20 protein-coding genes and 3 pseudogenes are annotated in these 25,358 nt (G+C 62.1%); 15 read left to right on the top strand and 8 right to left on the bottom strand.

Annotated elements, in window-relative coordinates; translation table 11 throughout:
* Positions 1–59: 59 nt before the first annotated feature.
* Positions 60–1,277: a glycosyltransferase family 4 protein gene (locus tag ACFZ8E_RS27360; RefSeq protein ID WP_405044606.1), complete on the bottom strand. Its 1,218-nt coding sequence runs from the start codon at positions 1,275–1,277 to the stop codon at positions 60–62.
* A 188-nt stretch (positions 1,278–1,465) separates the two neighbouring features.
* Positions 1,466–1,618, bottom strand: a complete 153-nt coding sequence (locus ACFZ8E_RS27365; protein ID WP_405043078.1) for a hypothetical protein — start codon at positions 1,616–1,618, stop codon at positions 1,466–1,468.
* A gap of 253 nt (positions 1,619–1,871) precedes the next feature.
* Here ACFZ8E_RS27365 and ACFZ8E_RS27370 point away from each other — a divergent pair, with 253 nt between their 5' ends.
* The 3 genes from ACFZ8E_RS27370 (at position 1,872) to ACFZ8E_RS27380 (ending at position 3,246) form a co-directional block, all read left to right on the top strand.
* Entirely contained in the window at positions 1,872–2,588 is a 717-nt protein-coding gene (locus tag ACFZ8E_RS27370) for a sugar transferase (RefSeq protein WP_405043077.1), read from the top strand.
* Positions 2,589–2,674: 86 nt separating this feature from the next.
* Entirely contained in the window at positions 2,675–2,905 is a 231-nt protein-coding gene (locus tag ACFZ8E_RS27375; RefSeq protein ID WP_243950533.1) for a hypothetical protein, read from the top strand.
* A gap of 134 nt (positions 2,906–3,039) precedes the next feature.
* Entirely contained in the window at positions 3,040–3,246 is a 207-nt protein-coding gene (locus tag ACFZ8E_RS27380; RefSeq protein ID WP_405043076.1) for a hypothetical protein, read from the top strand.
* Between the two features lie 1,082 nt (positions 3,247–4,328).
* Here the strand turns inward: ACFZ8E_RS27380 and ACFZ8E_RS27385 are convergent.
* Positions 4,329–5,168, bottom strand: a complete 840-nt coding sequence (locus tag ACFZ8E_RS27385) for a cell envelope integrity protein TolA (RefSeq protein ID WP_405044607.1) — start codon at positions 5,166–5,168, stop codon at positions 4,329–4,331.
* A gap of 367 nt (positions 5,169–5,535) precedes the next feature.
* Between ACFZ8E_RS27385 and ACFZ8E_RS27390 the strand changes: the two genes are divergently transcribed.
* From ACFZ8E_RS27390 to ACFZ8E_RS27415, 6 genes are all read left to right on the top strand, one after another.
* Positions 5,536–6,036, top strand: a complete 501-nt coding sequence (locus ACFZ8E_RS27390) for a hypothetical protein (protein ID WP_405044608.1) — start codon at positions 5,536–5,538, stop codon at positions 6,034–6,036.
* 531 nt (positions 6,037–6,567) lie between these two features.
* Entirely contained in the window at positions 6,568–7,197 is a 630-nt protein-coding gene (locus ACFZ8E_RS27395) for a DUF4214 domain-containing protein (protein WP_405044609.1), read from the top strand.
* Between the two features lie 361 nt (positions 7,198–7,558).
* On the top strand, positions 7,559–8,911 hold the full coding sequence (locus ACFZ8E_RS27400; RefSeq protein ID WP_405044610.1) for a TolC family outer membrane protein: 1,353 nt from the start codon (positions 7,559–7,561) through the stop codon (positions 8,909–8,911).
* Between the two features lie 16 nt (positions 8,912–8,927).
* On the top strand, positions 8,928–9,230 hold the full coding sequence (locus ACFZ8E_RS27405; RefSeq protein ID WP_405044611.1) for a LysR family transcriptional regulator: 303 nt from the start codon (positions 8,928–8,930) through the stop codon (positions 9,228–9,230).
* 147 nt (positions 9,231–9,377) lie between these two features.
* The gene (locus ACFZ8E_RS27410; RefSeq protein ID WP_405044612.1) at positions 9,378–10,817 is read left to right on the top strand and encodes a mannose-1-phosphate guanylyltransferase/mannose-6-phosphate isomerase; all 1,440 of its coding nucleotides are present in this window, start codon (positions 9,378–9,380) and stop codon (positions 10,815–10,817) included.
* A gap of 371 nt (positions 10,818–11,188) precedes the next feature.
* Positions 11,189–13,288 (top strand): Ig-like domain-containing protein, encoded by a 2,100-nt coding sequence (locus ACFZ8E_RS27415; protein WP_405044613.1) that lies wholly within the window; start codon positions 11,189–11,191, stop codon positions 13,286–13,288.
* A gap of 187 nt (positions 13,289–13,475) precedes the next feature.
* On the opposite strand, the gene ACFZ8E_RS27420 is transcribed toward ACFZ8E_RS27415, so the two are convergent.
* The 4 genes and pseudogenes from ACFZ8E_RS27420 to ACFZ8E_RS27435 form a co-directional block, all read right to left on the bottom strand.
* Entirely contained in the window at positions 13,476–14,096 is a 621-nt protein-coding gene (locus tag ACFZ8E_RS27420; RefSeq protein WP_405044615.1) for a recombinase family protein, read from the bottom strand.
* A 327-nt stretch (positions 14,097–14,423) separates the two neighbouring features.
* Positions 14,424–14,639 (bottom strand): annotated as a pseudogene (locus ACFZ8E_RS27425) (integrase core domain-containing protein); the annotation flags it as partial.
* A 558-nt stretch (positions 14,640–15,197) separates the two neighbouring features.
* Positions 15,198–15,578 carry a hypothetical protein gene (locus tag ACFZ8E_RS27430; protein ID WP_405044616.1) on the bottom strand — a complete coding sequence of 127 codons (381 nt, stop codon included), beginning with the start codon at positions 15,576–15,578 and terminating at the stop codon, positions 15,198–15,200.
* A complete protein-coding gene (locus tag ACFZ8E_RS27435; RefSeq protein ID WP_405044617.1) occupies positions 15,575–16,234 on the bottom strand; it encodes an AAA family ATPase in 660 nt (219 codons plus the stop codon). Before ACFZ8E_RS27435 ends, ACFZ8E_RS27430 begins: the two co-directional genes overlap by 4 nt.
* Positions 16,235–16,510: 276 nt before the next feature.
* Here ACFZ8E_RS27435 and ACFZ8E_RS27440 point away from each other — a divergent pair.
* From ACFZ8E_RS27440 to ACFZ8E_RS27450, 3 genes and pseudogenes are all read left to right on the top strand, one after another.
* Positions 16,511–16,946 (top strand): annotated as a pseudogene (locus ACFZ8E_RS27440) (hypothetical protein).
* A 1,505-nt stretch (positions 16,947–18,451) separates the two neighbouring features.
* On the top strand, positions 18,452–18,940 hold the full coding sequence (locus ACFZ8E_RS27445; RefSeq protein ID WP_405044618.1) for a hypothetical protein: 489 nt from the start codon (positions 18,452–18,454) through the stop codon (positions 18,938–18,940).
* A gap of 808 nt (positions 18,941–19,748) precedes the next feature.
* Positions 19,749–19,889 (top strand): annotated as a pseudogene (locus ACFZ8E_RS27450) (IS3 family transposase); the annotation flags it as partial.
* Positions 19,890–19,966: 77 nt separating this feature from the next.
* Here the strand turns inward: ACFZ8E_RS27450 and ACFZ8E_RS27455 are convergent.
* Positions 19,967–20,251 carry an HU family DNA-binding protein gene (locus ACFZ8E_RS27455; RefSeq protein WP_405044619.1) on the bottom strand — a complete coding sequence of 95 codons (285 nt, stop codon included), beginning with the start codon at positions 20,249–20,251 and terminating at the stop codon, positions 19,967–19,969.
* A 36-nt stretch (positions 20,252–20,287) separates the two neighbouring features.
* On the opposite strand from ACFZ8E_RS27455, the gene ACFZ8E_RS27460 reads away from it, so the two are divergent.
* The 3 genes from ACFZ8E_RS27460 to ACFZ8E_RS27470 all read left to right on the top strand — a co-directional run bounded on the left by ACFZ8E_RS27460 (position 20,288) and on the right by ACFZ8E_RS27470 (position 25,315).
* Positions 20,288–21,253 (top strand): IS481 family transposase, encoded by a 966-nt coding sequence (locus ACFZ8E_RS27460; RefSeq protein WP_405044620.1) that lies wholly within the window; start codon positions 20,288–20,290, stop codon positions 21,251–21,253.
* 943 nt (positions 21,254–22,196) lie between these two features.
* Positions 22,197–23,951, top strand: coding sequence for a type I secretion system permease/ATPase (locus ACFZ8E_RS27465; RefSeq protein WP_405044621.1), 1,755 nt, complete (start codon positions 22,197–22,199; stop codon positions 23,949–23,951).
* A 2-nt stretch (positions 23,952–23,953) separates the two neighbouring features.
* Positions 23,954–25,315 carry an HlyD family type I secretion periplasmic adaptor subunit gene (locus tag ACFZ8E_RS27470; RefSeq protein WP_147844513.1) on the top strand — a complete coding sequence of 454 codons (1,362 nt, stop codon included), beginning with the start codon at positions 23,954–23,956 and terminating at the stop codon, positions 25,313–25,315.
* Positions 25,316–25,358 lie beyond the last annotated feature (43 nt).

A 25,358-nucleotide genomic window follows, 5' to 3' on the forward strand; every position in this document is an offset into this window, starting at 1 on the left:
CGTATCTACGGTCAAGGCCGTGCTCGGCGAGCTTGAGCAGATCACCGAGATTGAGGGGCTTATTGCTCGGTTCCCACCATTCGAGCCGTTGTGCTGTGTTCTGGTTTGGCAGCGGCGTCCTGGCGTTGGGCGCGGAAGGCGGCGGCGTATGCAGCGAGCACGTCGGCGCCCATCTGCTCCATCGAGAAGCGCTGGCGCACCGAGTCGCTCAGGGCCCGGAAGCGGGCGGCGCGGCTCTCGGGCGCTTCGTCGAGGACGCGGGCGATCGCCCGCTGCAGCGCGATCGGATCGCGGGCCGGGACGAGATCGCCCGCGGCCGAGCCGAAGATCTCGGGGATGCCGCCGACATCGGTGGCGACCAAGGGCTGAGCGGCCGCGGCGGCCTCGAGCACGACGTAGGGGAGGGACTCGGCGAAGGACGGCACCACCATGATCCGTCCGCGCGCCAGCACCGAGCGGATGTTCTGGGCCGGCTCGAAGGCGATGGCGCCGGCGAGGCCGAGGGTCTCGGCCTTGGCCTGGAGCAGCCCGGCATCGGCACCGGATCCAACCATCAGCAGGCGGACGCTCCGGCCCTCGGCGCGCAGCAGGGCCAGGGCCTGAAGCAGGATCGGCAGGCCCTTGGCCTCGCGCAGCTCGCCCACGTAGAGCAGGTCGAACGGGTCGGCCGCCAGCGTCACGGGCGCGAACTCGGCCTCGCTCAGGCCGTTGTGGACGATGCGGCTGACGCGGCCGTGGATGCCGACATAGGTGCGATGGCGCCCGGCGACGAACTCGCTCTCGAACAGGAACACGTCGGTGCGGCGGGCGAGGAGGCTCTCGGCGCCCATGTAGAGCCGGTGCAACGGGCTGCCGGGCCGATAGTTGTAGCTGCCGCCGTGCGGGGTGTAGGCGCGGATCACGCTGCGGCTGCCGGGGACGGACGCGAGGCGGGCGTAGACGCCGCCCTTGGCGCCGTGCCCGTGCAGGACGTCGGCGGCAACAGTCTCGGCCCGGGCCGCCACCGCGCGCAGGCAGGCGAGGTCGGACGGGTGCGGGTTGCGCCGCATCGGGATCCGGGTGACGCCGAGGGCGAGGCAGGGCGCGAGATCGGCCAGCGCCTGGACGGCGCGCTCGCCGCCGGTGGTCGCGTCGCACACGATCCCGACGCGGTGGCCGGCCGCGGCCTGGAGCCGTGCGAGGTCGACCACGTGGCGGAACAGGCCTCCGACGGGCGCGCGGAACACGTGCAGGATGCGACGGGGTTCGGCATCCGAAGGGCTGACGGACGGGGTCACGGCGGACGTCTCCAGGCCGGCGGGTTCAGCCGGCCCCACTTTCGTCCCACGCTATCCCTGCTCGTGCGGTTAAACGCATGGATCCTGACGAGCAGACTGGACCCATGGGCGAGCTTTTCCAGCGCTGAGGGTCAACGTTTGGCTAACGGGCGTCTAGTTCTACGAGGCTCTTTGAGGTCTCGGTAGTTTTAGCGGCGCAGCTTGAAGGATGCGGCGAGGAGGATGCCGAGGGTGGCTCCGAGTTGCGCGCCGAGCAATCCGCCGACCCATCCCCAACTCAGGCCGATCCAGAGCCCAAGCGCGGCCATACTTATCGCGCCGCACAAGAGAACGATCAGCACGCGTTTAGCTCCTAACTACTGCGTTATATGGTTTTATGACAATCTCTCCGACAAATTTTGCTGTTATACATCCATATCTTATTCTGATAACGGTATGATACTGTAGATATCTGAGGACTTACATAGAGGAAAGATCGATTTCGAAGCGTTTTATCTCCTACGGTCACGCTTGTGTAGCGGCAAGTGTCGCGGTATGGAGTTTGCATTAATGTTCTTTTAACCCTGTGCACCTGCGCGCCCCAGGAGAGTGACCATGCTGCGTGAGGCCGGCCATCCGTCTTCCTCCACGGCCGTTGCACCGCAGCATCTGAGCGAGGTGGTCACACAGGCAGTGCTGCCACTCGGAAAGGCACGGCGTCTGGAACGGCTGGGCAAGCGCAGCCTCGATATCGGCGTGGCCGGCACGGCGCTGTTCCTCCTGTTGCCGTTGCTCCTGCTGCTTGGCTTGCTCGTCTGGGCCGGAGACGGCAAGGCTCCGATCTTTCGTCACATGCGGATCGGGCGAAAGGGCCGCCGTTTCGGGTGCCTCAAGTTCCGCTCAATGGTTCCGGACGGTGATGCAGTGCTGCGGGCCCACCTGGCTGCCAATCCGGCCGCCCAGCGGGAATGGGACGAAACGCACAAGCTCGCCAACGATCCGCGCGTGACGCCGCTGGGTTTGGTGCTGCGCAAGACCAGCCTCGACGAACTGCCCCAGCTCGTGAACGTGCTGCTGGGCGAGATGAGCCTGGTTGGCCCCCGTCCGATCGTTCAGGCCGAGGTCGAGCGCTATGGCTCTGCTTTTGCCACCTGCTTCTCGGTCACGCCTGGGGTCACGGGTCTGTGGCAGGTGTCGGGGCGCAGCGATTGTTCGTATGCCGAGCGGGTGGCGCTGGATCTCGATTACGCCACGCATTGGGGGCTGGGTCGCGACATCGCCATCATGCTGCGCACGATCCCGGCGGTCCTGGCTCAACGCGGCAGTCGCTGACCCCACCAGCACGGGCGGCATTGCTGCGGCAATCCTGGGCAGGGTAGGACGCCGGCCTGGCTGTCATCAGCCGGCGGAGACAGGTGATGAAGGCCTTGCTGCTGAATGCCCTGCTCGGCCTGGGGTTGGGCCGATTTGGCTCGATCTGGCTGGCTGTGGTGTTTGTCCCGATCGTCGCCCTCGAGGTGGCTTATGGCGTCTATAGCTTCCACTTGAGCCCTGCTGCGTGCGTTCGCCGGGGCCTGACGCTTCTGATCTGTGCGCAGCTGGCTTTCCTGCTCGGCGCACTCATGCGCCCGATGCGCAACGAAACCTGATCCACCTCATCATGGTGTGTGGAGATCGCCTGAGACGGGCTGTTCTGCCACGCACGGGTGGTGACAAGCGGGTTGGTAAATGATTTGCTAAGACCCTCGCGGCACGCTGGGTTTGCGCTGCGGAGGGATCAGCTTTGGACGAGAACGACCCGCTTTGGTACGACTATGCCGAGCCTGACGAGGCTCCTGGCCTGTGGCTGCATGCCTTGGCTGGTGTGTTCTGGGTGCTGGCGAGCAGCATCGCGGTGGCACGGCACGTCTACGGGGTGCCGGACAGGGTTTGGCAGTGGAGTGCAGGCTGGATTGCCCGGCGTATTGCGACCGGCATTCGGCGCTTCTGAATCCCTTCGGACGTTTTTGCCACCACCGGAGGGGTATTTGTCTGACGGATTTACCCTGTCGGAGGACGCATGAGGAAGGCTTTGCGCCTTCTCGGCGGCTGGTTCGCGGTATCGCTCCCCCTCGGCCTGTTCCTTGGTCGCTTTATCGCGGCCGGGCAGCGGCGTCGAACGTTTGAAGTGCGGAGCAAAGACCGCATGCCGACGGACTCCAAGCCGGAAACGCGGCGAGCAACGTAAATTGTAAAGCCTGACCTTATGGGGACATTCCTAGATCGTGCAGCCCTGTAAACGCTCTGCAACGATTGGGCTCGCGATGGAACAATTTGGCAGCGTCGATTGCTACTCAGTCCGAAACAGAGGGCTGAGCCGTGAGTTTATTGCAAAACGAGACAAGGGATCCGCCGCTTCCCGTTCAGAAAGTCGGGATCGGCCGGCGCTTGTTCGATCGTTTCGGCTCGATCCTGATCCTGATGATGGTGCTGATGGTCGTCATTGGGTGGATCGGCGCGATCGGCTGGGCGCTGATCTGGCTGCTGGGTTGGTACGGGACCTAGCGTGGTGACGGCGCGTTCGACACGGGATCCTCTTGCATCAACGGGGCGTCCTGACACAGACGCCAAAACTCGAGGAAGCCGATGGCATAAGCGGCAAGGCCGACGGCAGCCCAGTGCATGATCACGATCCCATAGCGTCCCGCAGACCACCGTGCACGAGAACAATTAAGAGCCCACCAACGCGGTCACACACCGGCGGGTTCAGGAACAATAATGACATTTCTCGTCGCTTGGCGAGAGAAAATAAAACTATTTTGCTTCCCGCGCAGCATTTGGCTTTCAGACCGCGCCAAAAGCCGCGGGGGTCCCGTCATGATGCCCAGCGGATGAAGATTGGCTGCGTTTGGTGGTAGGGGCCATCTCCCTGGGCATTGCCGCGACGTAGTATTGTTCTGATGCCGCCATAGGATCGATCGGATCGTACGCCAGCGATACCGCCGCTCAGCCTTGGCAAGTGTTATCGGCTCAATCACAAGAGACTCATCACGATAGCTCGAAAAGATTAAGATGCTGCAATATAATTAATGCTTACTCGGATTTTCGAAGCGTTTTTCTTTTGCTTGTGTTCAATGTGAAAACAATTGGTAGGCTAAAGTTCAGGCCTTTGGCTGCTACGGAAGCTGGCGGAGCCGGTACTGGATCGGCCCTTTGCATCATAGTCAGTGCCGCTTGGTCGATAGCTGCTTCTCCGGAACTCCTGGCGACCGTAGCACTCACGACATGACCGCTCCGGTCTAGAACAAAGCTAAGCGTGACCTGCGCGTTCTGATTGACTGCTATGGTCGGGTAACTGCGGTAGCGAGCGAGGTGGACAACAAGCTGCTTCTCCCACGTCTTCCGTATGCGCTCCTCCGTCTGTTGCGCATTCTGCGCTTGTGCGTTTGAGGCCGTTGCATCTACCGCAGCCTGAGCAGGAGTATTTGAGTCCTGAAAATGAAATCCTTCCCGCGGAGGCGCGTCTTTTCTCGAGTCCAGCCCCATACCATCCGACTGAGCGTCTGGCTCGACATCTTTAGAGCTTGCTTCGACTGGGTATTTCGTTTCAGACGAAGATATAACTGGCGATTCGACTAATCTTTTATCTAAATTATTATTGGTATTTTCATCAACGGATTGCGAAGAACGGATTGCTTCGGCCGCTTCATATGAGGCAATATTGAATTCTATACTAATTTCGTGACTCTTGACTGTCGTTGCATCATCGTCTTCCGAGACAGACACTGCAACGAAAGATATGACAAATGCGGCATGCAAAAATAGTGCGGTAAAGATAGAGGCAAACCAGAGGGTTTTGTGATCCGATGCTGCCGCGAGCGACTCAAGAAATGCTTGGCCCCACCGTCGAACTCGTTGGAGCGCGGCTCCCATCACGGACTCAGAACCGCGGGCGAGAGGGTCAACGCTGCAAGCTGCAGCCTCGTAGTTGATCCGAAGTCTATGGTGGTCATAACCTGATTTTGGCCAAAATCGCTTGTCAAGGCAGCCCCTGCATCGAGTGGCTATGATTGGCTCCGCATGATACAAACAGCATGCAGGTGTGAATTTTGCCCTCCGCCGTAGCTGACATTGTGAGGCAGAGCCAGTTTTTAGATGTTTGCCAGAGCGATGATTTCAGATGGCCATGCGGTCGCCACGTGGCTGAGCTAACGTGGCCTCATCGGAAAATGTGTCATTTTGGGCTGGCCCAGAGAATGCACGAAGCGCTCATGCCGATGTCATGCTGCCGAGGTTGCCGGTGAAAATTCATGCGCACATCGTCGGCGCGACGTTGGTGTTTGCTGCGCTGGCCTTGCTGCCTGAGGCTTCGCCAGCGGCAACGTTACGTGAGAAGTGGCAGGCTGAGGAGCGTGGGTTTCGCACGCTGAGCGGGTCAATTTGTGACGGATGCGATCCAAGGCCGGTGGGGTCGCGTCGATCCCCTAAGAGCTTCTCCGCACTGGTTGATCCCATTGCCGTTCTAGAAAGATCCTCGCGTACGACAGCCAAGTATTTGGCATCTGCTTTGCCGACAGCAAGGCGACCTTCAACGCCAATCGTTGATCGAACGCTTGCAGCAACGAACCAGCGCATTCCGCGTAGGTACGCACAAATTCTTGCCCGCCGTCGGCTGGCAAAGCTTATCCGTGCTCGTCGCTATGCGGCAGTAATTGCTCGACGTAAGTCGCAAGCTGCAGCGAATGCCGCTTCAGCTAAGTATAAAGTCGATTTTGGTCGTATAGAGCAGCAGGGTCAATAGGCAATATTCTATACTAGATGATTTTTAGAAATATATTTTGCACTATTTTTTCAGATTAGAGATAGACTATCTTTGATATTGTCCGTGCGATCGGCTTGTCGTTTCACCTTGGATACGATTGCTGAAAGGGACTACTCGTCCTAAAGCAAGCCGGACGAAGGTCGGACACCGTCGACATCGCTTATTTCGACAAAACTCCTTTCTTCATTGTTCCGGATGGTCCAAGCAGATCGTACACCTCCGAGCACCAGCCTTCTGATCCGTTCCGCACGTATGCTCGTCGGACCTCTGCAGACCATTTGCGAAGTTTATCCTCGATAATGGGCTCTTCGCTGAGAGATATCGATGTTGCCATCCGCAGCGTTGTCAATTGTCCAGCCAACACTCGGAATTTTGGGCATTGAGCTTCTGCAAAGAGCGATGCAGCAGCGACCTTTGCATAGTACTTAAGCGCGTCATCGCGGCTCGAAGCAGAGACTGGCTGGATGAGCCCAAGGAAGATTCCTAATATCATGAGTCGCACTGCGTTCTATGCTCAATCTGACGTTTGTTGGATCACTTGATGCAACGGACATCGCTCGAGCATTCCTGGCATCAGATGAATATAAAGTTCATACGACCGGCCTGACCGACGCAAATTACGTTGACATGCTATATAGTCAAACACTTGGCCGGGCCGGGGATGTCACTGGTTTGCTAGCATGGAACAGCAATCTTGCTCATGGCATGGACCGCGCCAAAGTCATCAACGGATTCACTGACTCGTTCGAATTTCAGTCGAAGTACCTCGGCGCAAGTAATGCAACTTACGTCGAAGGACTGTATGAACACGCACTAGGCCGAACCGGTGAGAGCAACGGCTTGGCGGCTTGGTCTCAGCTGTTGAACAACCATGCCCTTAGTCGAGCCGACATAGCGCATGCCTTCTCAGGATCCGCGGAATTCCAGCAGAAATACGTTGCCCCGTCGGATGCATCGTATGTGGATGACCTCTACATCGATGCCCTCGGTCGGCATGCTGAAGCAGCTGGTCTGCAAATATGGACCACAGCTTTAACTCACGGGTCGACACGAGCGGATGTGGCCGTTGCAATCACACAAAGCGCTGAAGCTCAGGCCCATATCGTTGGCTCCGTCGATCAGGGATGGCACATTACGTGACGTGAACCGGTGATAGAGCGTTTCTGCCTGTCCAACTCAGGGTCTGACCGAGCCAAACGGTCAGAGTCGGGGCGGGTGTGATCTCAATGGCGGGGCTGCTTTTTTGCCCGATCGAATTATTCGTTCAAGGCAGAGTGTCGCTTTTATATCGCATCGCTTGGGATTCAAAGGCTTGGCAGGTGGGGGCACCGTTTAGAAAGGGTGGAGTGCGATAAGGTCACGCCAGGGCGGGCTTGGCTGGAGAGGCGCGAAACGGGCGCTGTGTCCGTCTTTTGGGTGAGACGGGGATCCGGTCATCGAGACACCGCAAGGGCTGATCGACGTGACACAAGACAAACCTGCGGCCTGCCGCGCATTCCGGATGGCCGGCTTCGCCGTCGCCGCCGGCTTGGCTGTGGTGGGTCCGGCGGCGTCCGAGACGCTGGAATCGGCGCTCGCCAAGGCCTACGGCGGCAACCCGCAGCTCAACTCCAGCCGCGCCGGCGTCCGCGCGACCGACGAGGGCGTCGCGATCGCGAAGTCCGGCTATCGCCCGACCGCCAGCATCAGCGCCGACATCGGCTCCCAGTACCTCGAAGGCCGCGTCTCCGGAGCGCAGCTCGCGCAGACGACGACGCCGGGCGGTGCGGGCCTCACCGTCAACCAGACATTGTTCAACGGGTTCCAGACCGACAACAACACCCGCCGCGCCGAGTCGAACGTCTACAGCCAGCGCGAAAGCCTGCGCTCCACCGAGATGTCGGTGCTGTACGGCGGCGTGCAGTCCTACATGAACGTGCTCAGCAACACCGCGACGCTGGAGCTGAACCGCAACAACGTCGAGGTGCTGGAGGAGCAGCTCCGCCAGACCCGCGACCGCTTCAACGTCGGCGAGGTCACCCGCACCGACGTCGCCCAGGCCGAGGCGCGCCTCGCCGGCGCCCGCTCGCAGGTCAGCGTCGCGGAATCGGCCCTGCGCACCAGCATCGGCACCTATCGCCAGAACATCGGCGTCGAGCCGCGCCAGCTCGCCCCGGGCCGCCCGCTCGACCGCTACGTGCCGGCCAACCTCGATTCGGCGATCGCGATCGGCCTGCAGGAGCATCCGCAGATCCTCTCGGCGCTGCACGCGGTCGACGCGGCCGAGGCGCAGGTCAAGGTGCTCGAGGCCGCGCTGTATCCGACCGTCGGCCTGCAGGGCAGCGTGCAGCAGCGCTACGACCAGACCTTCCCCGGCGACAACTTCGTGTCGGCGTCGATCGTCGGGCGGGTGACGATCCCGCTGTACCAGGGCGGCCAGGAATACGCGCAGATCCGCCAGCAGAAGGAAGTCGTCGGCCAGACCCGCATCCAGGCCGACCTCGTCCGCGATCAGGTCCGCGCGCAGGTGGTCGACTTCTGGGGCCGGCTCGAGGCCGCCAAGGCACAGGTGATCGCCGCCCAGGCCCAGGTCCAGGCCAACGAGGTCGCGCTGAACGGCGTCCGCGAGGAAGCCCGCGTCGGTCAGCGCACGACCCTCGACGTGCTCAACGCGCAGCAGGAACTGCTCAACGCCCGCGTGAACCTGATCACCGCCCAGCGCGACCGGGTGATCTTCTCCTACGGCGTGGTCCAGGCGATCGGCCGGCTGACGGTGCGCTACACCGCGGTGCCGGTGGCGGTCTACAGCGCCAAGGTCCACTACGACCAGGTCAAGGACCTCTGGTACGGCGTCCGCTCACCGGACGGCCGCTGACAGTGAGATCTGGCGCATGCCAAAGAAGCCGCGCGATCTGGAACAGCTTGATTGGGAAGATATCCGTCTCTTCTTGGTTGTAACGCAAGCGGGATCGATCCGAGCCGCGGCCAAGCGGCTCGATGTGCATCATTCTACCGTGGCCCGCCGCGTACTTAAACTTGAAGAAACGCTCAACCAGCGTTTGATCTGTGCTGGTTCGGCGGGTGTTTCGGCATGTCATCTAACGCAAAAAGGGCATACCCTTCTCGAGCTTGCGCAATCGATGTTTGATGCTGCAGAAAAAATCAATCATTTAAAGCATCATCATCTTGCATAGTGTTTAAGCAAAAATGACGCATTTTTTAGTCATTTAGCTTGGCGATACGTAGTCTATATTTATAGAATGCCAAAAGTAGTACACCTGATAACGTTCAGTTCTAGCTATCCTGTCGGCTAAGATTTCTCGAAAAGGCCTCCCTGCCGAATGGCTCATCCTTCTGCTCTCGTCGTTCCTATCATTTTGTGCGGCGGCTCGGGCACGCGGCTGTGGCCGGTATCGCGCGAGAGCATGCCGAAGCAGTTCGCGCGGCTGGTGGACGCGTCGGAATCGACGTTCCAGGCCACCGCGCGGCGGGTGGGCGACGCGGCGGTCTTCGCCCGGCCGGCGGTGATCGCGGCGGCCGAGTCGCGCTTCATCGTGGCCGAGCAGCTGGCCCAGGCCGGGATGTCCGCCGACATCATCCTGGAGCCGGAGGGGCGCGACTCGGCCGCCGCCGTGGCGGTGGCGGCCTTGCACGCGGCCAAGGCCGACCCGGAGGCGGTGGTGCTGATCATGGCCGCCGACCACGTGATCGGCGACGTGCCGGCCTTCGCCGCCGCCGTGCGCACGGCGGCGGTCGGCGCGCGGGCCGGCTACACCATGACGCTCGGCATCGAGCCGACGCGCCCGGCGACCGATTACGGCTACATCCGCCGCGGGGGGGCGCTGCCGGAGGCCGAGGGCGCCTTCGCGGTAGAGCGCTTCGTCGAGAAGCCGGATGCGCGCGGGGCGGAAGACCTGATCGCAGAGGGCGCCCTGTGGAACTCGGGCTACTTCCTGTTCCGCGCCGACCTGATGCTGACGGAGCTGGAGGCGTACGCCCCCGCGGTGCTGGCCGCCGCCCGGGCGGCGCTGGAGGCTGCCACCACCGACCTCGACTTCGTCCGCCTGGACGCGGCGGCGTTCGGGCAGGCGCCCAAGATCTCGATCGACTACGCGGTGATGGAGCGCACGACGCGCGCCGGCGTGCTGCCGGTGTCGTTCCCGTGGTCGGACGTCGGCACCTGGGACGCGGTCTGGCAGGTGCTGCCGCAGGACGCCGCCGGCAACGCGGTGCGCGGCCGGGTCGAGCTCCTGGGCACGCGCAACAGCCTGGTGCACAGCGAGGGCGAGGGGCTGACCACGGTGGTCGGCCTCGACGACGTGGTGGTGGTGGCGACCCCCGATGCGGTGCTGGTCGCCTCGAAGGCGCAGTCGGGCCGGGTCAAGGAGCTGGTCGGGGTGCTGCGGGCCCGGGCCCATCCGGAGGCCGACGCGCACCGGCGGATGTACCGGCCCTGGGGCTGGTACCAGCGCGTCGACATCGGCGAGCGCTTCCAGGTCAAGCGCATCATGGTGACGCCGGGCGGGCGCCTGTCGCTGCAGAAGCACCATCACCGCGCCGAGCACTGGGTGGTGGTGAAGGGCACGGCGGAGGTGACGCTGGGCGAGCGCCTGGTCCTCGTGCACGAGAACGAGGCGGTGTACCTGCCGATCGGCTCGCTGCACCGCCTGACCAACCCCGGCAAGATCCCGCTCGAGCTGATCGAGGTCCAGGTCGGCTCCTATACCGGCGAGGACGACATCATCCGCGTCGAGGATGTCTATGGACGTTCGTCAGAATGATGAAAGGTCTAGCAAAAAATCTTCAGCGATAGTTCGATTACTACCTATGTCAAAAAAATTGATGTTCTTTTACAGGCGTATGTTGTATTGGTACTAGCGACAAAATTTATTGAAAATATGACATTGGTTTTACAATAAAATCTATGCTTATACTTCAGAAAATATAAATACAATTACGCCAGCGAAACGAGAAAAATAATTGATACCTTATAATTTATAGAACAATATTATATTTCTAAAATATAATAAGCGCCTATAATTATACTTAATGACATAACAAGTGTGTCCGATAAGCCACAAAATCGTCCCTTTGGAGTGGTATTAGCTTTGCCTGCGAATTTTTGACCAAGGATTTCTGTCGGGGGACAGGCATGACGCAGACGGGTGTGTACGTCGGGACCAACCCGGCCGATTTTGCTTCGTACTCCAAGTGGGTAGGGAGCACGCCGGGCAACGTGTTGACCTACCTCAACAACGACAGCTGGAAGGCGTTCGACAGCTCGATTGGCTGGGCCACGAGCCTGTGGAAGAACACCGCCGCCTCTAACATCTGGTCGGTGCCGCTGACGGTCTGGGGCACCTCGCTCGAGCAGGTCGCCACGGGCGATTTCAACGACCACTTCCTCAAGGCTGCACAGGCTCTGGCGCAGACCAAGGCCAGCAGCGACGGCAACATCTACGTGCGCGTCGGCTGGGAGTTCAACGGCTCCTGGATGCCCTGGGCCGCCAACGGCCACGAGGCCGCGTTCATTAAGTCCTTCCAGAACCTTGTCGACACCTTCCGCTCGGTCTCGGACAAGTTCAAGTTCGTGTGGGACACCACCAACGATGGTGGCAACATGAACCCGGAGAAGGCGTATCCGGGCGACAAGTACGTCGATGTGATCGGCACCGACGTCTACTACAGCACCCAGTGGGACGGCACCGATGCCGCCAAGGGGTTCAAGGGTGAGGTCACCCGCGCCTACGGCCTGCAGTGGCAGCAGGATTTCGCCGCAGCCCACGGCAAGGCCACCGCCATCTCCGAATGGGGTGTCGCCAGCGACAACGCTGCTCCCTACGTCCAGGCCATGACCAAGTGGATGGCCGACCACAACATGGTCTACGAGAACTACTGGGACTCAAACGCCGACTACAGTGGCAAGCTGAGCACGGGCGCAAACGCCACCGCAGGTGCTGCCTACAAGAGCGCTATCAGCAGCCTTCAGGGCGCAGCTACCTCCTCACCCCTTACGGCCCCGACGGTTGCGATCACGTCGTCGGGTGGTCTGACGAACACGCTGGCGGTCAAGCTGGCTGGTACCGTGGGCCTGAGCGACGCCGGCACGACCGTGCATGTGCTGGATGGCGCCACCGAGATCGGAACCGCCCTCGTTCAGGCCGATGGCAAGTGGAGCGCCAACGTCTCGCTGCTGAACCAGCAGGGCACCCACCAGATCACTACCAGCGATACCAACGCGGCAGGCACCGGCAAGAGCAGCAGCATCAGCTACACCGTCGACACCATTGCACCACTCCTTAGCGTGTCGGAAAGCGTATCAGGGCTGACGAACAAGACCTCCAACACCGTCACCGTGAAGGGCTCCGATAGCATCTTCGGCATGCGCTCAGTCGAGATCTACGACAATGGGCGCGATCTTGGGGCAGCGACCCAGAGCAGCAATGGCAGCTGGGTGTTTACTGCAGCCAAGCTGACGGACGGCACGCACAACTTCACCGCTGTGGCGATCGACAACGCGGGCAACAAGAGTGGAGCGGTATCGGCCGGTAACCGCATGGTCGTCGACACCGTCGCGCCCTTAGTGAAGCTTGGTCTGGTCCAGGACACGGGTACCTCGGGCACGGACAAGATCACCACCAACCCAGCCCTGACCGGCACGGCAGAGGCTGGAGCGAAGGTGACGCTGAGCGAGGGCACGACCACGCTGGGTTCCGTCATCGCCGACAGCACCGGCCACTGGAACTTCACGCCCACGAGCCTGAAGCTCGGTGCGCATACCATCCTGGCCAGCCAGACGGATGCGGCCGGCAACATCGGCTCCGATACCTTCGCGTTCAACCTGCAGAACAGCACACCTGCTTCGACATCGGTCACCCATACGGTAGCTCAGGGCTACGAGGTGGTGACCACGGAAGCCAACCGCGTGGTGACCGACAGCTTCGACTTCAACTGGCAACGTACGGGCGCGGAAATTGTCACGAAGGATGCTCCTGGCAAGACCATTAATCAGCATTTTGACAGGAATTACCAGCAGACTTCCGCTGAAGTCACCGAAGTTACACAAGATGGCAACCGAATTCTTAAAGGATTCTATGACAATGCCTGGAATTTTACTCATGCCGAAATCGATACGCACAACATCTCAGGTCAGTCTTTTGGCTCGACCCATGAGGTCTTTGATGCGAACTGGCATGAGACAACGTGGGTAGCTTATACCGGCAACCATCTGGATGGAAACATTATCGGTTAGATTTTTACTTCGAATGATGCTCTTGTATCTGCAAGGAGTCAGCATGGCCAATTTGACTCGTTTGAATAGACGTACAGGTCAATCAATGATATATTCATAGAAAACAGTAATTTTGTTATAGATATAACAATTCGATTTATGAATTAATCGGTGAATAGTACTTTTATACATCAAGACAAAATTTCAATTAGATACTTTTTCTACCTAAGATTTTGAGGGCATCGGCTCTAAGCTGACCTTTGGGATCGACGTGTCGGTAGAGGGTCTGACGGGTGATCCCGAGTTCGATACAGAGGTCGGCGACCTTGGTCTCGGGCTGGCCCATGGCGGCTTGTGCCAGCCGAAGTTTGGCCGGGGTCATCTTCGGCTTACGCCCACCATTGCGGCCTCGGGCTCGTGCTGAGGCGAGCCCGGCCTTGGTGCGCTCGATGATGAGCTCACGCTCAAATTCTGCCAACGCTGCGAAGATCCCAAACACCAGCCGGCCATTGGCGGTGGTCGTGTCGATGTTGGCACCCTGCCCCGTGAGCACCTTGAGCCCGACGCCGCGCTTGGTGAGATCGTGGACGGTGTTGACGAGGTGGCGCAGGTCGCGGCCGAGGCGATCGAGCTTCCAGATTGCGAGGGTATCGCCTTCACGCAGGGCCTTGAGGCAAGCGTCGAGTCCAGGGCGGCTGTCGCGTTTGCCTGATGCGAAGTCTTCGTAGAACCGATCGAGTTCGACACCGGCGGTGAGCAGGGCATCACGCTGGAGATCGGTGGTCTGCGAGCCGTCGGCCTTTGACACACGCATGTAGCCGAGCAGCATGAGGTCGCGATCCTGTGCGGGTGTGATGGGCCACGCGTCGTGAGGCGGGATGACGATTGAGGGTCCAGGAGCCGCCGAGCTACGGCAATCCCCCGTTCGTGTCTGTCACGCAAACGAGCGATTGCGTGACAGATGGACTGATGCCCCCAAAACGGCCGAGCTGTTGTACCACAATCCGTCATAAATTCTACGCTCCACCATCGCTATGAAACCATCACTAAGTGACATTATGTTCGGTTAATAGTGCGGTTTTTGTTATAGACTGACTCTTCGTCTCAAAAACGGATCGCAATCTGATCGGCCCCACGAGGTGGTCCAAAAGTAAAGTTAGTACACGGTGGGCCGCTCCGCCACGAGTAGCTTGGCCGGCGGAGCTGGTCGGGCGAGCGCAGCCGGCCAAGCGGAGAAGGCTGGCACGAACACCTCCGGGGCCGGCGGCCGGTATCTCAGTGATGCATGCGGGCGCACGCCGTTGTAGTGACGTCGCCAGCTTTCGATGACGACCTGCGCTTCTCTGAGTGTTTAGAAGATCTCGCCGTTCAGACCACTGAAGGGGTGCAGTCGTCATGAAGCGCTTGTTCGTTGTCGCTACAATGGGCCTTTCTGTCATGCACTCAGCACGGGGCTAGAGGCGAAGGGCTGCATCAAGGGCGCGATCCTCGGCGGGATTGCAGGTCGCTACGCGGGCCACGGTGTCCTGGGGGCTCTCGGTGGGTGCGCCGTCGGCCGGCATCTCGCCAATGAGCAAGGCCGCACGCTAGGCACAGCAGCCGGGGCCTCAGCAGGGTCGCTAACCCGTTCTACGAAGCGACGCGCGTCGACCGGACTCGCAGTGCGTCTCGCTCCGCCCGCGCCTCAGATAGCTCGGCTTGCAAGCCCTCGATAAGAGCTTGCAGCTCGCCGGCGTCGACAGCCATCTCGATGAGCTGATCCTGCGCCTCCGCGAGCTGAAGGCGCAGCTCGGCATTCTCCGTGGCGAGTTCGAGCAGGGGGATGTCGGGAGCCGTCCCGCCTTCCCTCACTCCGCATTCGGCCCGCTGATCGCCCCGGCCGCTGCGGCGCTGAGAGCCGCGGTGATCGCTATGAGTACGGCTGCCTCGATCATCGGATGCGCCTCCCATCCTCGGGCACGGCTGACAGGTCGACGTTGTAACCCTTGGCTGCCAGCGCTTCGAGGACGAGGTATTTCACCGTCACACGGCGGTTCAGTGCTTCCTGGCGCAGCGCCGTCCAAACCTCATCGGGCACTTCAAATTTGAGGGCGGACCCTTTCAGAGGGGCAATGGGGATTTTGGGGGCTTGAGCCTTTGTGCTGATGGGCTCAGGGACCAGCGCCTCGGCGGAGGCAGTCTCGGGAGCGCTCGACGCGCGACTGAACCCTAGGTCACTAGCGGAGGCGGCAAGCTGCTGGGCCTCCTCCGGGCTGGTGCGAGGCCGGGGACGGGGGGCGGGTTGGAATGCGGGCTTCGTCATGTCGATCATGCCGCCTGGTGCTGGTTGGCGAGGACTTCGAGCAATTCGCCGAGGACGCCTGCCACCTCCTGCAACGCCTTCGGATCGCCGTCAGGGTGGGCAGGAGTGGCACCGGTGAAGTGGATGCTCTGGTAGGCTGCGCGTTGGATGATCTCCGTCCTCAGGACGGGGATGGTCGCACTCTGGATCTCCTGGCGCGCGTGCTGTGCCACGCGGCTTTGCAGGGGCGACATCTGCGTGAGGACCACGCGTGCCGGGATCGGCCGCCGCAACATTTTCTCGGCCCGTTGAACCACCTCGTAGGTGCGGAACACCTCCTGAAGGTCCATCCCAGACACCTTGCTCGGGATCAGGACAAGGTCGCTCTCGGCGATCGCGTAGGTGACGGACTGTGACGCCGCGCCTTCTAGGTCTACCAGCACGAGGGCATAGCGCGATGCGGCATCCGAGATCCGGTCGAGGACCGTCTTCTCTGTGACGCCACTGATCACCTCAACGGTGCAATCCTCTCCGGCCCGTTCTCGCCAGGATGCGACGTGCCCGTTCGGATCGGCATCGATCACCGCGATGCTGCCACCCTGGCGCGCGAAGGCGTCGGCCAAGCAGATGACCAAAGTCGTCTTTCCGACGCCGCCTTTGGTCGAGCAAACGCTCACGACCGCCATTGCTCTAGTCCCCTTCTGAGCGTGTGCCCCCGTACCCTATTGAGGAAGAGCGCCAACGGTCAAGAAAGCCTTAACCCGAGCGCTCTCTTGGGCAAAAAACCATTTGGTTTTTTGGGCCTTGACCCATCAGCGTGATTGGCCAGATTTTCTTGAGGGGACCTGCCCAAGTTAGCTCACGGGCGAGACGCCATATGTGCAAACGACCGAAGGGGTAGGCGATCCGTCCGGCTCTCGATACGGTGAGGTTTAAGCAGCTGGTCCGGCCCGAGATCTCCCATGCCGATCCGCCCTGAGCACCGCTTCTTCTACCCGATTGATTGGCCGCAGCTCTCGCACGAGATCCGGTTCGTCCGCGCTAAGGGGCATTGCGAGCAATGCGGACGCCCGCACGGCCGGGTCGTCCTGCACCTTGGCGCCGGCCGGTGGTGGGACAAGGACTCTGGGCGCTGGCGCTGCGACCGCGGCCGGCAGCTCGCGACACAGCCGGCGGCGGCGGAGATCGCGGGTGCCGTGCGCCAGACTCGCGTCTACCTCGCCACCGCGCACCGAAACCACGACACCAGTGTGAACAATGCCCGCAACCTCGCCGCTTGGTGTCAGAGCTGTCACATCCTGCACGACGGCCCCGAGCATCACCGGAGACGGCGGGCGACTCTCATGCAGCGCCGAGGCGGTCGGGGATCTGTTCGCGGGCGCCTACGGGGCGTTCTGAGGGATCGGGAGCTTATGCCGAGGTGTCAAACGCAGGAGTAGCGTTGACTTGACCATGTGCCCCGGTCGAGATGAACCATTCCGGCCCTCGCGCTCAGATGAGTCGTGAGCCGGCATCAGGAGAGATCACAGCCGCGAGATAGACCCTGAAAAGCCAACGGCCCCACCCCTGGCAGGGTGAGGCCGTCGAAAACCTGGGGCTTTGTGGGCCCGGCGTCGTTGCTCCCCACAAGCCACATGATTCCCTCGGGAGTCAAGACGGAACGTGTTTTCGTCAACGGGAAGGCTTTGCCTGGACCCTGGACCGCGGCCCGTAGGGGACCGTGAGCGATGGACTACGCCTATGAGATCCGCCGACAGGCGGAGGCGGCCCCGCGCGCCGCGTTGCCGGCCGTCACGGCTGCGCTGTGGAAGGCGTTCGGGGAAGGGCACCTGTCCGAGGCTGAGGCCGAGGCGCTGTCCGGGCTGATCGAGCTTCGATCGATCGCCCCGGCCCCTGTGGCGAGGCTCAGGAAGGCCGTGGGCTCTCGTCCGCGCACGGATGCCTCAATGGAACGCCGTCGCCGCTGGGCGGCTTCTGGGCGGCTTCCTCCGGGCCTCGCCGCACGGTTCACCCTGGCCGAACAGGCAGTATTGGCGGTGGTCGCGGTGGAAGTAGCGAAGCGGGGCGACTGCCGGCTCTGTCACGAGCACGTCGCTGCAGCGGCAGGCGTCTCGCGATCAACGGCAAAGGCTGCCCTTCGTCAAGCCAGAGTGCTCGGGCTGATCACAGTGGAGGAACGACGGCTCGCCCGCTTCCGCAACGACACCAACGTGGTTCGGATCGTCTCAAGGGAATGGCTTGCCTGGATGCGGGTCGCCCGATCCGGTGAGCATGGTGCCATAGCGCCGCGACCAGGGGGTGGGGTTAAATCCGCGACCCGCACGAGTACTTCTGTTCCTTACCCTGTGAATTTAGGGGGTCGGGGAAGACAGGAAAGCTGCCGAAGGTTGGCGGATGACGCAGGCGGTAGAGCCGGATTTGACATCCGAGAGCGAGGTTGAACCGTGTCGTAGAAGAATGGAAATTGACGACAAACCGACCGTTGCGACAACACAAGATGACCTCTCGGCGAAAGTCGCTGAAATCCAGCGCTTAGGCTCGGCGCTCGCTGCACGTGTCAGATATGCCTAAGTCGTGAAACACCTTATCGCGGCCGAGAAGGTTACAGCTCTAATCCTTGCGGCACAATTGCTCAAAGAATACGACACTCCATGGCCACCGTTGATGAAAACAGTCCTGAATGAACTCATGTTGCATTCTAAACAACTACAAATTGCGAAACCTATTTTGAGTAAGGCATAAGTGGTTAGTGTGCCGTTTGGGAAACACCTTCTCCGTTTCTAGTTTCGCCTGCACAAGTCCGTCGCTGAGCCGTTAATTGAATGGTAGTACACCTAACCAAATCGTTAACCGAAGGCCTTCGATCGAATTAGGCCTCAAGTGCCTTTAGAGGAGGAGGGGCCATGGACACAGCAACAAAGTACCTCTGGCAGAGCTTGTCAGCCCTAGACGCTCCTGTCGAAGATCCTACCCCTAAGGAAAGTCCAGCAAAGGTGGTTCGGCTTGTTGAGCCCGTTGAAAACATCAGCGGCGGATCGCTGCCGACGCCACTCTCTTCACCAAAGGATTGGTCGAAGCTGATCGAACAGGTTCGGCATGCGGCCAACCATGCTCGCGAAATCGAGGCTCAGGCTCAAGAACAAGAACTGCGCGTTCAGAAGGTGCTCGACCGCGTCCGCGATGATGTCCGCAATGCCGCCGAGCGGGTTCGGGCTGCTGAGGCGCGCACTGCTGAAATTCAGAGCCGTGCCGACGCCTTGCTGAAGGCCGCCGACGAGAAGGTGAAGGCGGGTGAGGAACGGGCACGGGTCGCCGAGGAGTGGCTGACACGCGTCTACGACACGATCGCGAGCGAGTTCACCATCGAGCCTAATAAGAAGCAGACACCTTGAACCAGTGCTGCGGAGCGGCTGATGGTCTGATACACGGCTGGCCTCTCGACGCATGTGCGCCGGCGGCGGTCGCGAACGCTGACAGGCAGCCCAGTGTGCGCACGACGGCGGGTCGTGAAGGCCCGAGGGCGGCTTGTCGGCTGGAATGTAGTATGCGGCCCTGTATGAAGGGGCATACAGGACCGCCACAGCGGATCGGGCAGATCTGCTGGCCGCTGGTGCAGCGCCTACCGCAGTGCACCAGACAAGTTGCTGAAGGATGAGCGATACGTCGTCAGCTCTACCGTCGCCGCCGACCCCGTTCCTCGTCGGCCACCGCTTCCACCGCCGCGATGGCGTTCTTACTCAGAGAGATGAAAACGCAAGTCTAGCCAATCCGTTCAGGCGACGATAGGCCCTAGGCGCGTGTGTCAACCGCAACCGTCAGAGCCCCACCGAACATCTGAAACCAACTTCTCGTTTTTAGCGATGAGGGCGGACTAGTCTGGGAAGGGTCAAAGCCTCTCTTTCCCTCTTGGTCGCTTTATCACGAAGCATCAACAGGATGACGGCGGCCATTGCAGCTAGGCTTCCCCCCAATGGCATTGTCAAGATAACAGCGATCGCTCCGTAATCAGCCATCCAGGCAGCCGTTGCTACCCCACCGAGTAGGGCGGTTAATGTGAGTACAAGCATGGCATCCTCGTTTGCAACTCATAGTTGCGTTGGACCATGCTCGAAGAAGGGTTGCGGTACCAGTCTGTCGCCTCCCGCACGAGTACGTAGCCAGAGGTAGGGTGAAGCCGCTGTGCATCTCGGCTGTTCCTCGGTGCTGTCGGCTCTGTTCATCCTGCGCGGCGTACCTAGCCATATCCGTTCGGATAACGGGCCGCAGTTCGTTGCGAAGACCGTCCAAGCTTGGATTACTGGTGTCGGAACAAAGATGGCCTACATCACGCCATGCTTACCATGAGAGAAGGCCACGTCCTCTCACCCGACTGGATCGCTGCCAACGGGCCCGCAGCGCGCAGTCACTGAAACGCTGTCTCAGCGTAGGGCTACCTCGGGGTTTAGCCGATCCCGCAGCTCCTTGCCGGCTTTGAAGGCAAGCACCGTCTTGGCCGGCACCACGATCCGGGCCTCTGTTCTCGGGTTGCGCCCCTGCCGAATTGGCTGTTCTCTCACTGCGAAGGACTCGAACCCGCGGATTTCTATACGATCACAAGCCGCAAGAGTACCCGAGATGCGGCCGAGAATGATATCGACCAACGTCACGCAGTCCTTCTCGTAGAGATGCGGGTTTAGCTGTGCAGTCCCGAGGTGTGGTGGCATCAGTTTCGCTGAGGTCGCTGCATTCCGGGAGGCGTTATGGGACGGGTTCTTCACGGCTGCGCCACGACCACGCACGCGGTCAGAGCAGCGCTACAGCGATCGAAAGCTCCGCTCAAAGATCTTGCCGCCCAGCACGGACTGAACCCCAAGACAGTCGCGAAGTGGCGTAAGCGAGCCTTCGTTCATGACGCGGCGATGGGACCGAAGACGCCGCACTCTACCGTGCTCACGACCGAGGAAGAGGCGGTGATCGTCGCCTTCCGCCGGCACACCCTCTTGCCGCTCGACGACTGCCTCTACGCGCTGCAGGCCACCATCCCGCACCTAACCCGCTCGTCGCTGCATCGCTGCCTGCAACGCCATGGAATCAGCCGGTTACCCGAGGTCGGCGGCGATAAGCCCGGCAAGCAAGCGTTCAAGGGCGACCCGATCGGCTTCGTCCACATCGACATCGCGGAGGTTCGCACCGGCGAAGGCAAGCTGTACCTCTGGGTGGCCATCGACAGGACGTCCAAATACGCCTTCGCCCAGCTGCACGAACGCGCTGATCGGCCCGTGGCCTGCGCCTTTGTGGAGGCGCTCATTGAGGCTTGTCCTTACCGCCTGCACATCATCCTGACCGACAACGGCATCCAGTTCGCCGAGCTGCCTAAGAACCGTCGCGGTCCGACTGCCCTGTACCGCGTCAACCGCTTCAACCAGATCTGCCGGGCGCACGACATTGAGCATCGGCTCACCAAGCCAAACCACCCGTGGACCAATGGCCAGGTCGAGCGCATGAACCGGACCCTCAAGGAGGCGACGGTCAAGCGCTACCATTACGACACCTACGATCAGCTGCGGGAACACCTCGCCGCCTTCCTGGATGCCTACAGCTTCGCTCGGCGGCTCAAGACCCTACGCGGCCTTACTCCGTATGAAGCGATCTGCCGGGCCTGGGCAGACAATCCAGACCGCTTGAGATACAATCCAACCCATCTCACCTCGGGACTGCACAGCTAATTTTTTTGCTAGTCCTGAAACTTTCTCACTCTTGGCTACGTCTCACCATCTGATTTGAGACGGAAGAGTAGTAAACAGGAGAGAATTATGAAGTTTTGGCTTCTCGTTTTCGGTATGCCGATCTTGGCTATAACGCCTATTGTGGCGCAAGAAGCTCATGATCAATCAATTACAGATAGGCAGCGGAATGCCACCAGTGAAGGAAAGGCCGCAGAGATCCGAGCATTGATAGAGAAAGCTCGAATCAGACAGCAAGCCGTTGATCGACAGAACGAAAATCTATGGGCTCGGTGGACTTATGCGGTCTGCATCGGTTGCGGACCGGTATTTGGAAAAATCCGCATGGTGCGAACGAATCCTTTGCGTGTCCTAATGGGTATTCCGGCCGCTGAGGATGACGCCCGAAGTGAGCGCGGGAAGCGTCAGGTTTAGTGGCCTTGGAAGGATCAGGCTGCAGTCCAAGCGAGCCTATCGCCGGTTTTGCAGAACAGGGGGCGAAAGCCGCACGGAAGCCGCCCAGCGGCGACGGCGTCTCACCGAGGCATGAATCCGAGGACGAGAGCCGCGGCGGCACTTCGGTGTAGCCGTCCGTTCCGAAGGTCCAGCGGACTCGTCATCGGTCTCGGTCGCGTCACCTTCCCGCCCTCTCGTCGCAATAGGGCGAAAGCGATCTGTTCGTTTGTGAAGCGTTTGAGAGGCACGGCATCCACCCTCCTTCAGGATCCAGAATGCCCGAAGAACTTACTCTCAGCCTGGACCAGTTTGCTGTGTCAGAGTCAGGGGTCAACTTTAGGCCAACCACGCTCTAACTTTACTCTTGGACCTTCGCGTAGGGGCGGATCATAAGAGGAAAATATTAATCTTTTGGTAATAATGTTATTAATTTATAAAGCTAGTGTTTGTGCCAGCTGGTTAAAATCTTTATGGCTAGGGAGGGAGACCGATGAGGACCCATAGGGGTTCTACGGAACTTGCGAGTGCTATAGCTCGCTGCCGGACGGCGTTCGTCGGCGTCGCGGTGATGAGCGGCGTGGTGAACGTGCTGTACCTCACCGGCTCATTCTTCATGCTGGAGGTCTACGACCGGGTGATCCCGAGCCGTTCGGTGCCGACGCTGATCGGGCTGATGGCGCTGGCGCTGACGCTGTACGCGTTCCAGGGGGCGCTCGAGGCGATCCGCTCGCGCATCCTCGCCCGCGTCGGGGCGGCGCTCGACGAGGCGCTGTCGGGCCGCGTGTTCGACCTCGTGGTGCGCGCGCCGCTCAAGGGGGCCGCCCCCGGCGACGGGCTGCTGCCGCTGCGCGACCTCGACCAGATCCGCGCGTTCCTGTCGGGCACCGGCCCGTCGGCGTTCTTCGACCTGCCGTGGCTGCCGATCTACCTGGCCGTCTGCTTCCTGTTCCACCCGCTGATCGGCGTCGCCGCGCTCTGCGGCGCCCTCTTCCTCGCGGCGGTGACGTGGCTGACCGACCGCGCCACCCGCAGGCCGGCCCAGGCCGCCACCGGGCACGGCCTGCGCCGCAACGGCCTGGCGGAGGCCGGGCGCCGCAACGCCGAGGTGCTCGCCGCGCTCGGCATGCAGGGTCGCTTCCAGGCGCGCTGGGCCGGGGCCAACCGCGACTACATGGACGCCCAGCAGCGCAACGCCGACGTGGCCGGGGGCCTCGGCGCCGTGTCGAAGGTGTTCCGCATGGCGCTGCAATCGGGCGTGCTGGCGCTCGGCGCCTGGCTGGTGATCCAGGGCCAGGCCACCGCCGGCATCATCATCGCGAGCTCGATCCTGGTGTCGCGGGCGCTGGCCCCGGCGGAACTCGCCATCGCCAACTGGAAGGGCTTCGTCCAGGCGCGCCAGAGCTGGGCCCGGCTCTCGGACCTGCTCGCGCGCATCCCGGCCGGGCAGCCGCGCCACGGCCTGCCGGCGCCGTCGCGGACGCTGACGGTGGAGGCGGTCACGATCGCCCCGCCCGGCTCGCAGCGTCCGGTGGTCGGCGAGGTCAGCTTCGCGCTGAAGGCCGGGCAGGGCCTCGGGGTGATCGGCCCCTCGGCCTCCGGCAAGTCGAGCCTGATCCGCGCGCTGATCGGCGTGTGGCCGCCCCTGCGCGGCAAGGTGCGCCTCGACGGGGCGGCCCTCGACCAGTGGGAACCGGCCGACCTCGGCCCCCATCTCGGCTACCTGCCGCAGGAGGCGGAGCTGTTCGCGGGCACCATCGGCGAGAACATCGCCCGCTTCGACCCGGCGGCCTCGGCCGAGGCGGTGATCGCGGCGGCGCAAGCGGCGGGCATCCACGAGATGGTGCTGCGGCTGACCGACGGCTACGACACCCGGATCGGCGAGGGCGGAGCGGGCCTGTCCTCCGGCCAGCGCCAGCGCATCGGCCTGGCGCGGGCGCTCTACGGCGATCCGTTCCTGGTGATCCTCGACGAGCCCAACGCCAACCTCGATGCCGAGGGCGAGAACGCGCTGACCCGGGCGATCCTCGGCGTGCGGGCGCGGGGCGGCATCTGCATCGTCGTGGCCCACCGCCCCTCGGCCCTGGCCGCGCTCGACCTCGTGCTGATGATGGCCGACGGCCGCGCCCAGGCCTTCGGCCCGAAGGACGAGGTGTTCAAGCGCGTGCTGCGCGCCGCCCCCGAACCGGCCCCGGCGGGGCTGCCCGCGCAAGGGCCCGCGAAGCCGACCCTGCAGGAAAGCGCCTGACCATGGCCGACCCCGTGATCCTCGCAGGCCCGATCGCCGCCGTCCCGGCCGCCCCCCTGCCGCCGCGCCCCCGCGCCCGGGCCTCGATCCGGCGCCACCTCGCGCTGAGCCTGGGGCTCGGCACCGTGCTGGTGGTCGGCGTCGGCGGCTGGGCCACCTTCACCGAGATCGCCGGCGCGGTGATCGCGCCGGGCCAGCTCGTGGTCGAGTCCGACGTCAAGAAGGTGCAGCACCCCACCGGCGGGGTGGTCGGGGAGCTGCGCGTGCGCGAGGGCGACCGGGTCAAGGCCGGCGACGTGCTGATCCGCCTCGACGAGACGCAGACCCGGGCCAACCTCGACATCGTGCTGCGGGCGCTGGACGAGCTCGACGCGCGCCATGCCCGCGACGAGGCCGAGCGCGACGACGCCCCGACGATCGCCTTCCCCGCCGAGCTGCTGGGCCGCCGGGACGCCGACCCCTCGGTCGCCCGCCTCGTCGACGGCGAGACCCGCCTGTTCGCCGCCCGCCGCGCCGGCCGCGCCGGGCAGAAGGCGCAGCTCTCCGAGCGCATCGAGCAGCTGCGCCAGGAGATCGGCGGCCTGACCCAGCAGGCCAACGCCAAGGAGCGCGAGATCGCGCTGATCCTCACCGAGCTGACGGGGGTGCGCGAGCTCTACGCCAAGAACCTGGTGCCGCTCTCGCGCGTCACGGCGCTCGAGCGCGAGACCGCCCGGCTCCAGGGCGAGCGCGGCCAGCTCGTCGCGCAGACCGCCTCGGCCAAGGGCAAGATCACCGAGACCGAGCTGCAGATCCTGCAGGTCGACGGCGACATGCGCACCGAGGTCGGCAAGGACCTCGCCGAGATCCGCGGCAAGCGCTCGGAGCTGCGCGAGAAGCGGGTCGCGGCCGAGGACCAGCTCAAGCGCATCGACCTGCGCAGCCCGCAGGACGGCACCGTCCACCAGATGACGGTCCACACCGTGGGCGGGCTGGTGACGCCGTCCGAGCCGGCGATGCTGATCGTGCCCACGGCCGACCAGCTCGCCGTCGAGGTCAAGATCCCGCCCCAGGACATCGACAGCGTGCGCCGCGAGCAGCGTGCGGTGCTGCGGTTCTCCGCCTTCAACAGCCGCACCACGCCCGAGATCGACGGCACGGTGAGCCGCGTCTCGGCCGACGTCTCGACCGATCCCAAGACCGGACAGAGCTACTACACCGCCCGCATCCGCGTGCCCGAGACCCAGCGCGAGCGCCTGGGCGAGGTCCAGCTCGTGCCTGGCATGCCGGTCGAAGCCTTCCTCCAGATCGGCGAGCGCTCCGTGATGAGCTACCTGATGAAGCCGCTCGCCGACCAGGTCGCCAAAGCCTGGCGCGAGAAGTAAGATAAATAACCTTCTACAATCGATCGGTGCAGCTCGATTGAGC

The organism is Methylobacterium sp. HMF5984, from assembly GCF_045033435.1.
Lineage (GTDB): Bacteria > Pseudomonadota > Alphaproteobacteria > Rhizobiales > Beijerinckiaceae > Methylobacterium.

Bases quoted from the DNA above. Each gene is read 5' to 3' on its own strand.
- ACFZ8E_RS27370 (WP_405043077.1), top strand. From the start codon at position 1,872: ATGCTGCGTGAGGCCGGCCATCCGTCTTCCTCCACGGCCGTTGCACCG.
- ACFZ8E_RS27375 (WP_243950533.1), top strand. From the start codon at position 2,675: ATGAAGGCCTTGCTGCTGAATGCCCTGCTCGGCCTGGGGTTGGGCCGA.
- ACFZ8E_RS27385 (WP_405044607.1), bottom strand. From the start codon at position 5,168: ATGGGAGCCGCGCTCCAACGAGTTCGACGGTGGGGCCAAGCATTTCTT.
- ACFZ8E_RS27395 (WP_405044609.1), top strand. From the start codon at position 6,568: ATGCTCAATCTGACGTTTGTTGGATCACTTGATGCAACGGACATCGCT.
- ACFZ8E_RS27400 (WP_405044610.1), top strand. From the start codon at position 7,559: ATGGCCGGCTTCGCCGTCGCCGCCGGCTTGGCTGTGGTGGGTCCGGCG.
- ACFZ8E_RS27405 (WP_405044611.1), top strand. From the start codon at position 8,928: ATGCCAAAGAAGCCGCGCGATCTGGAACAGCTTGATTGGGAAGATATC.
- ACFZ8E_RS27410 (WP_405044612.1), top strand. From the start codon at position 9,378: ATGGCTCATCCTTCTGCTCTCGTCGTTCCTATCATTTTGTGCGGCGGC.
- ACFZ8E_RS27415 (WP_405044613.1), top strand. From the start codon at position 11,189: ATGACGCAGACGGGTGTGTACGTCGGGACCAACCCGGCCGATTTTGCT.
- ACFZ8E_RS27420 (WP_405044615.1), bottom strand. From the start codon at position 14,096: ATGCTGCTCGGCTACATGCGTGTGTCAAAGGCCGACGGCTCGCAGACC.
- ACFZ8E_RS27430 (WP_405044616.1), bottom strand. From the start codon at position 15,578: ATGATCGACATGACGAAGCCCGCATTCCAACCCGCCCCCCGTCCCCGG.
- ACFZ8E_RS27435 (WP_405044617.1), bottom strand. From the start codon at position 16,234: ATGGCGGTCGTGAGCGTTTGCTCGACCAAAGGCGGCGTCGGAAAGACG.
- ACFZ8E_RS27445 (WP_405044618.1), top strand. From the start codon at position 18,452: ATGGACACAGCAACAAAGTACCTCTGGCAGAGCTTGTCAGCCCTAGAC.
- ACFZ8E_RS27455 (WP_405044619.1), bottom strand. From the start codon at position 20,251: ATGCCACCACACCTCGGGACTGCACAGCTAAACCCGCATCTCTACGAG.
- ACFZ8E_RS27460 (WP_405044620.1), top strand. From the start codon at position 20,288: ATGGGACGGGTTCTTCACGGCTGCGCCACGACCACGCACGCGGTCAGA.
- ACFZ8E_RS27465 (WP_405044621.1), top strand. From the start codon at position 22,197: ATGAGGACCCATAGGGGTTCTACGGAACTTGCGAGTGCTATAGCTCGC.
- ACFZ8E_RS27470 (WP_147844513.1), top strand. From the start codon at position 23,954: ATGGCCGACCCCGTGATCCTCGCAGGCCCGATCGCCGCCGTCCCGGCC.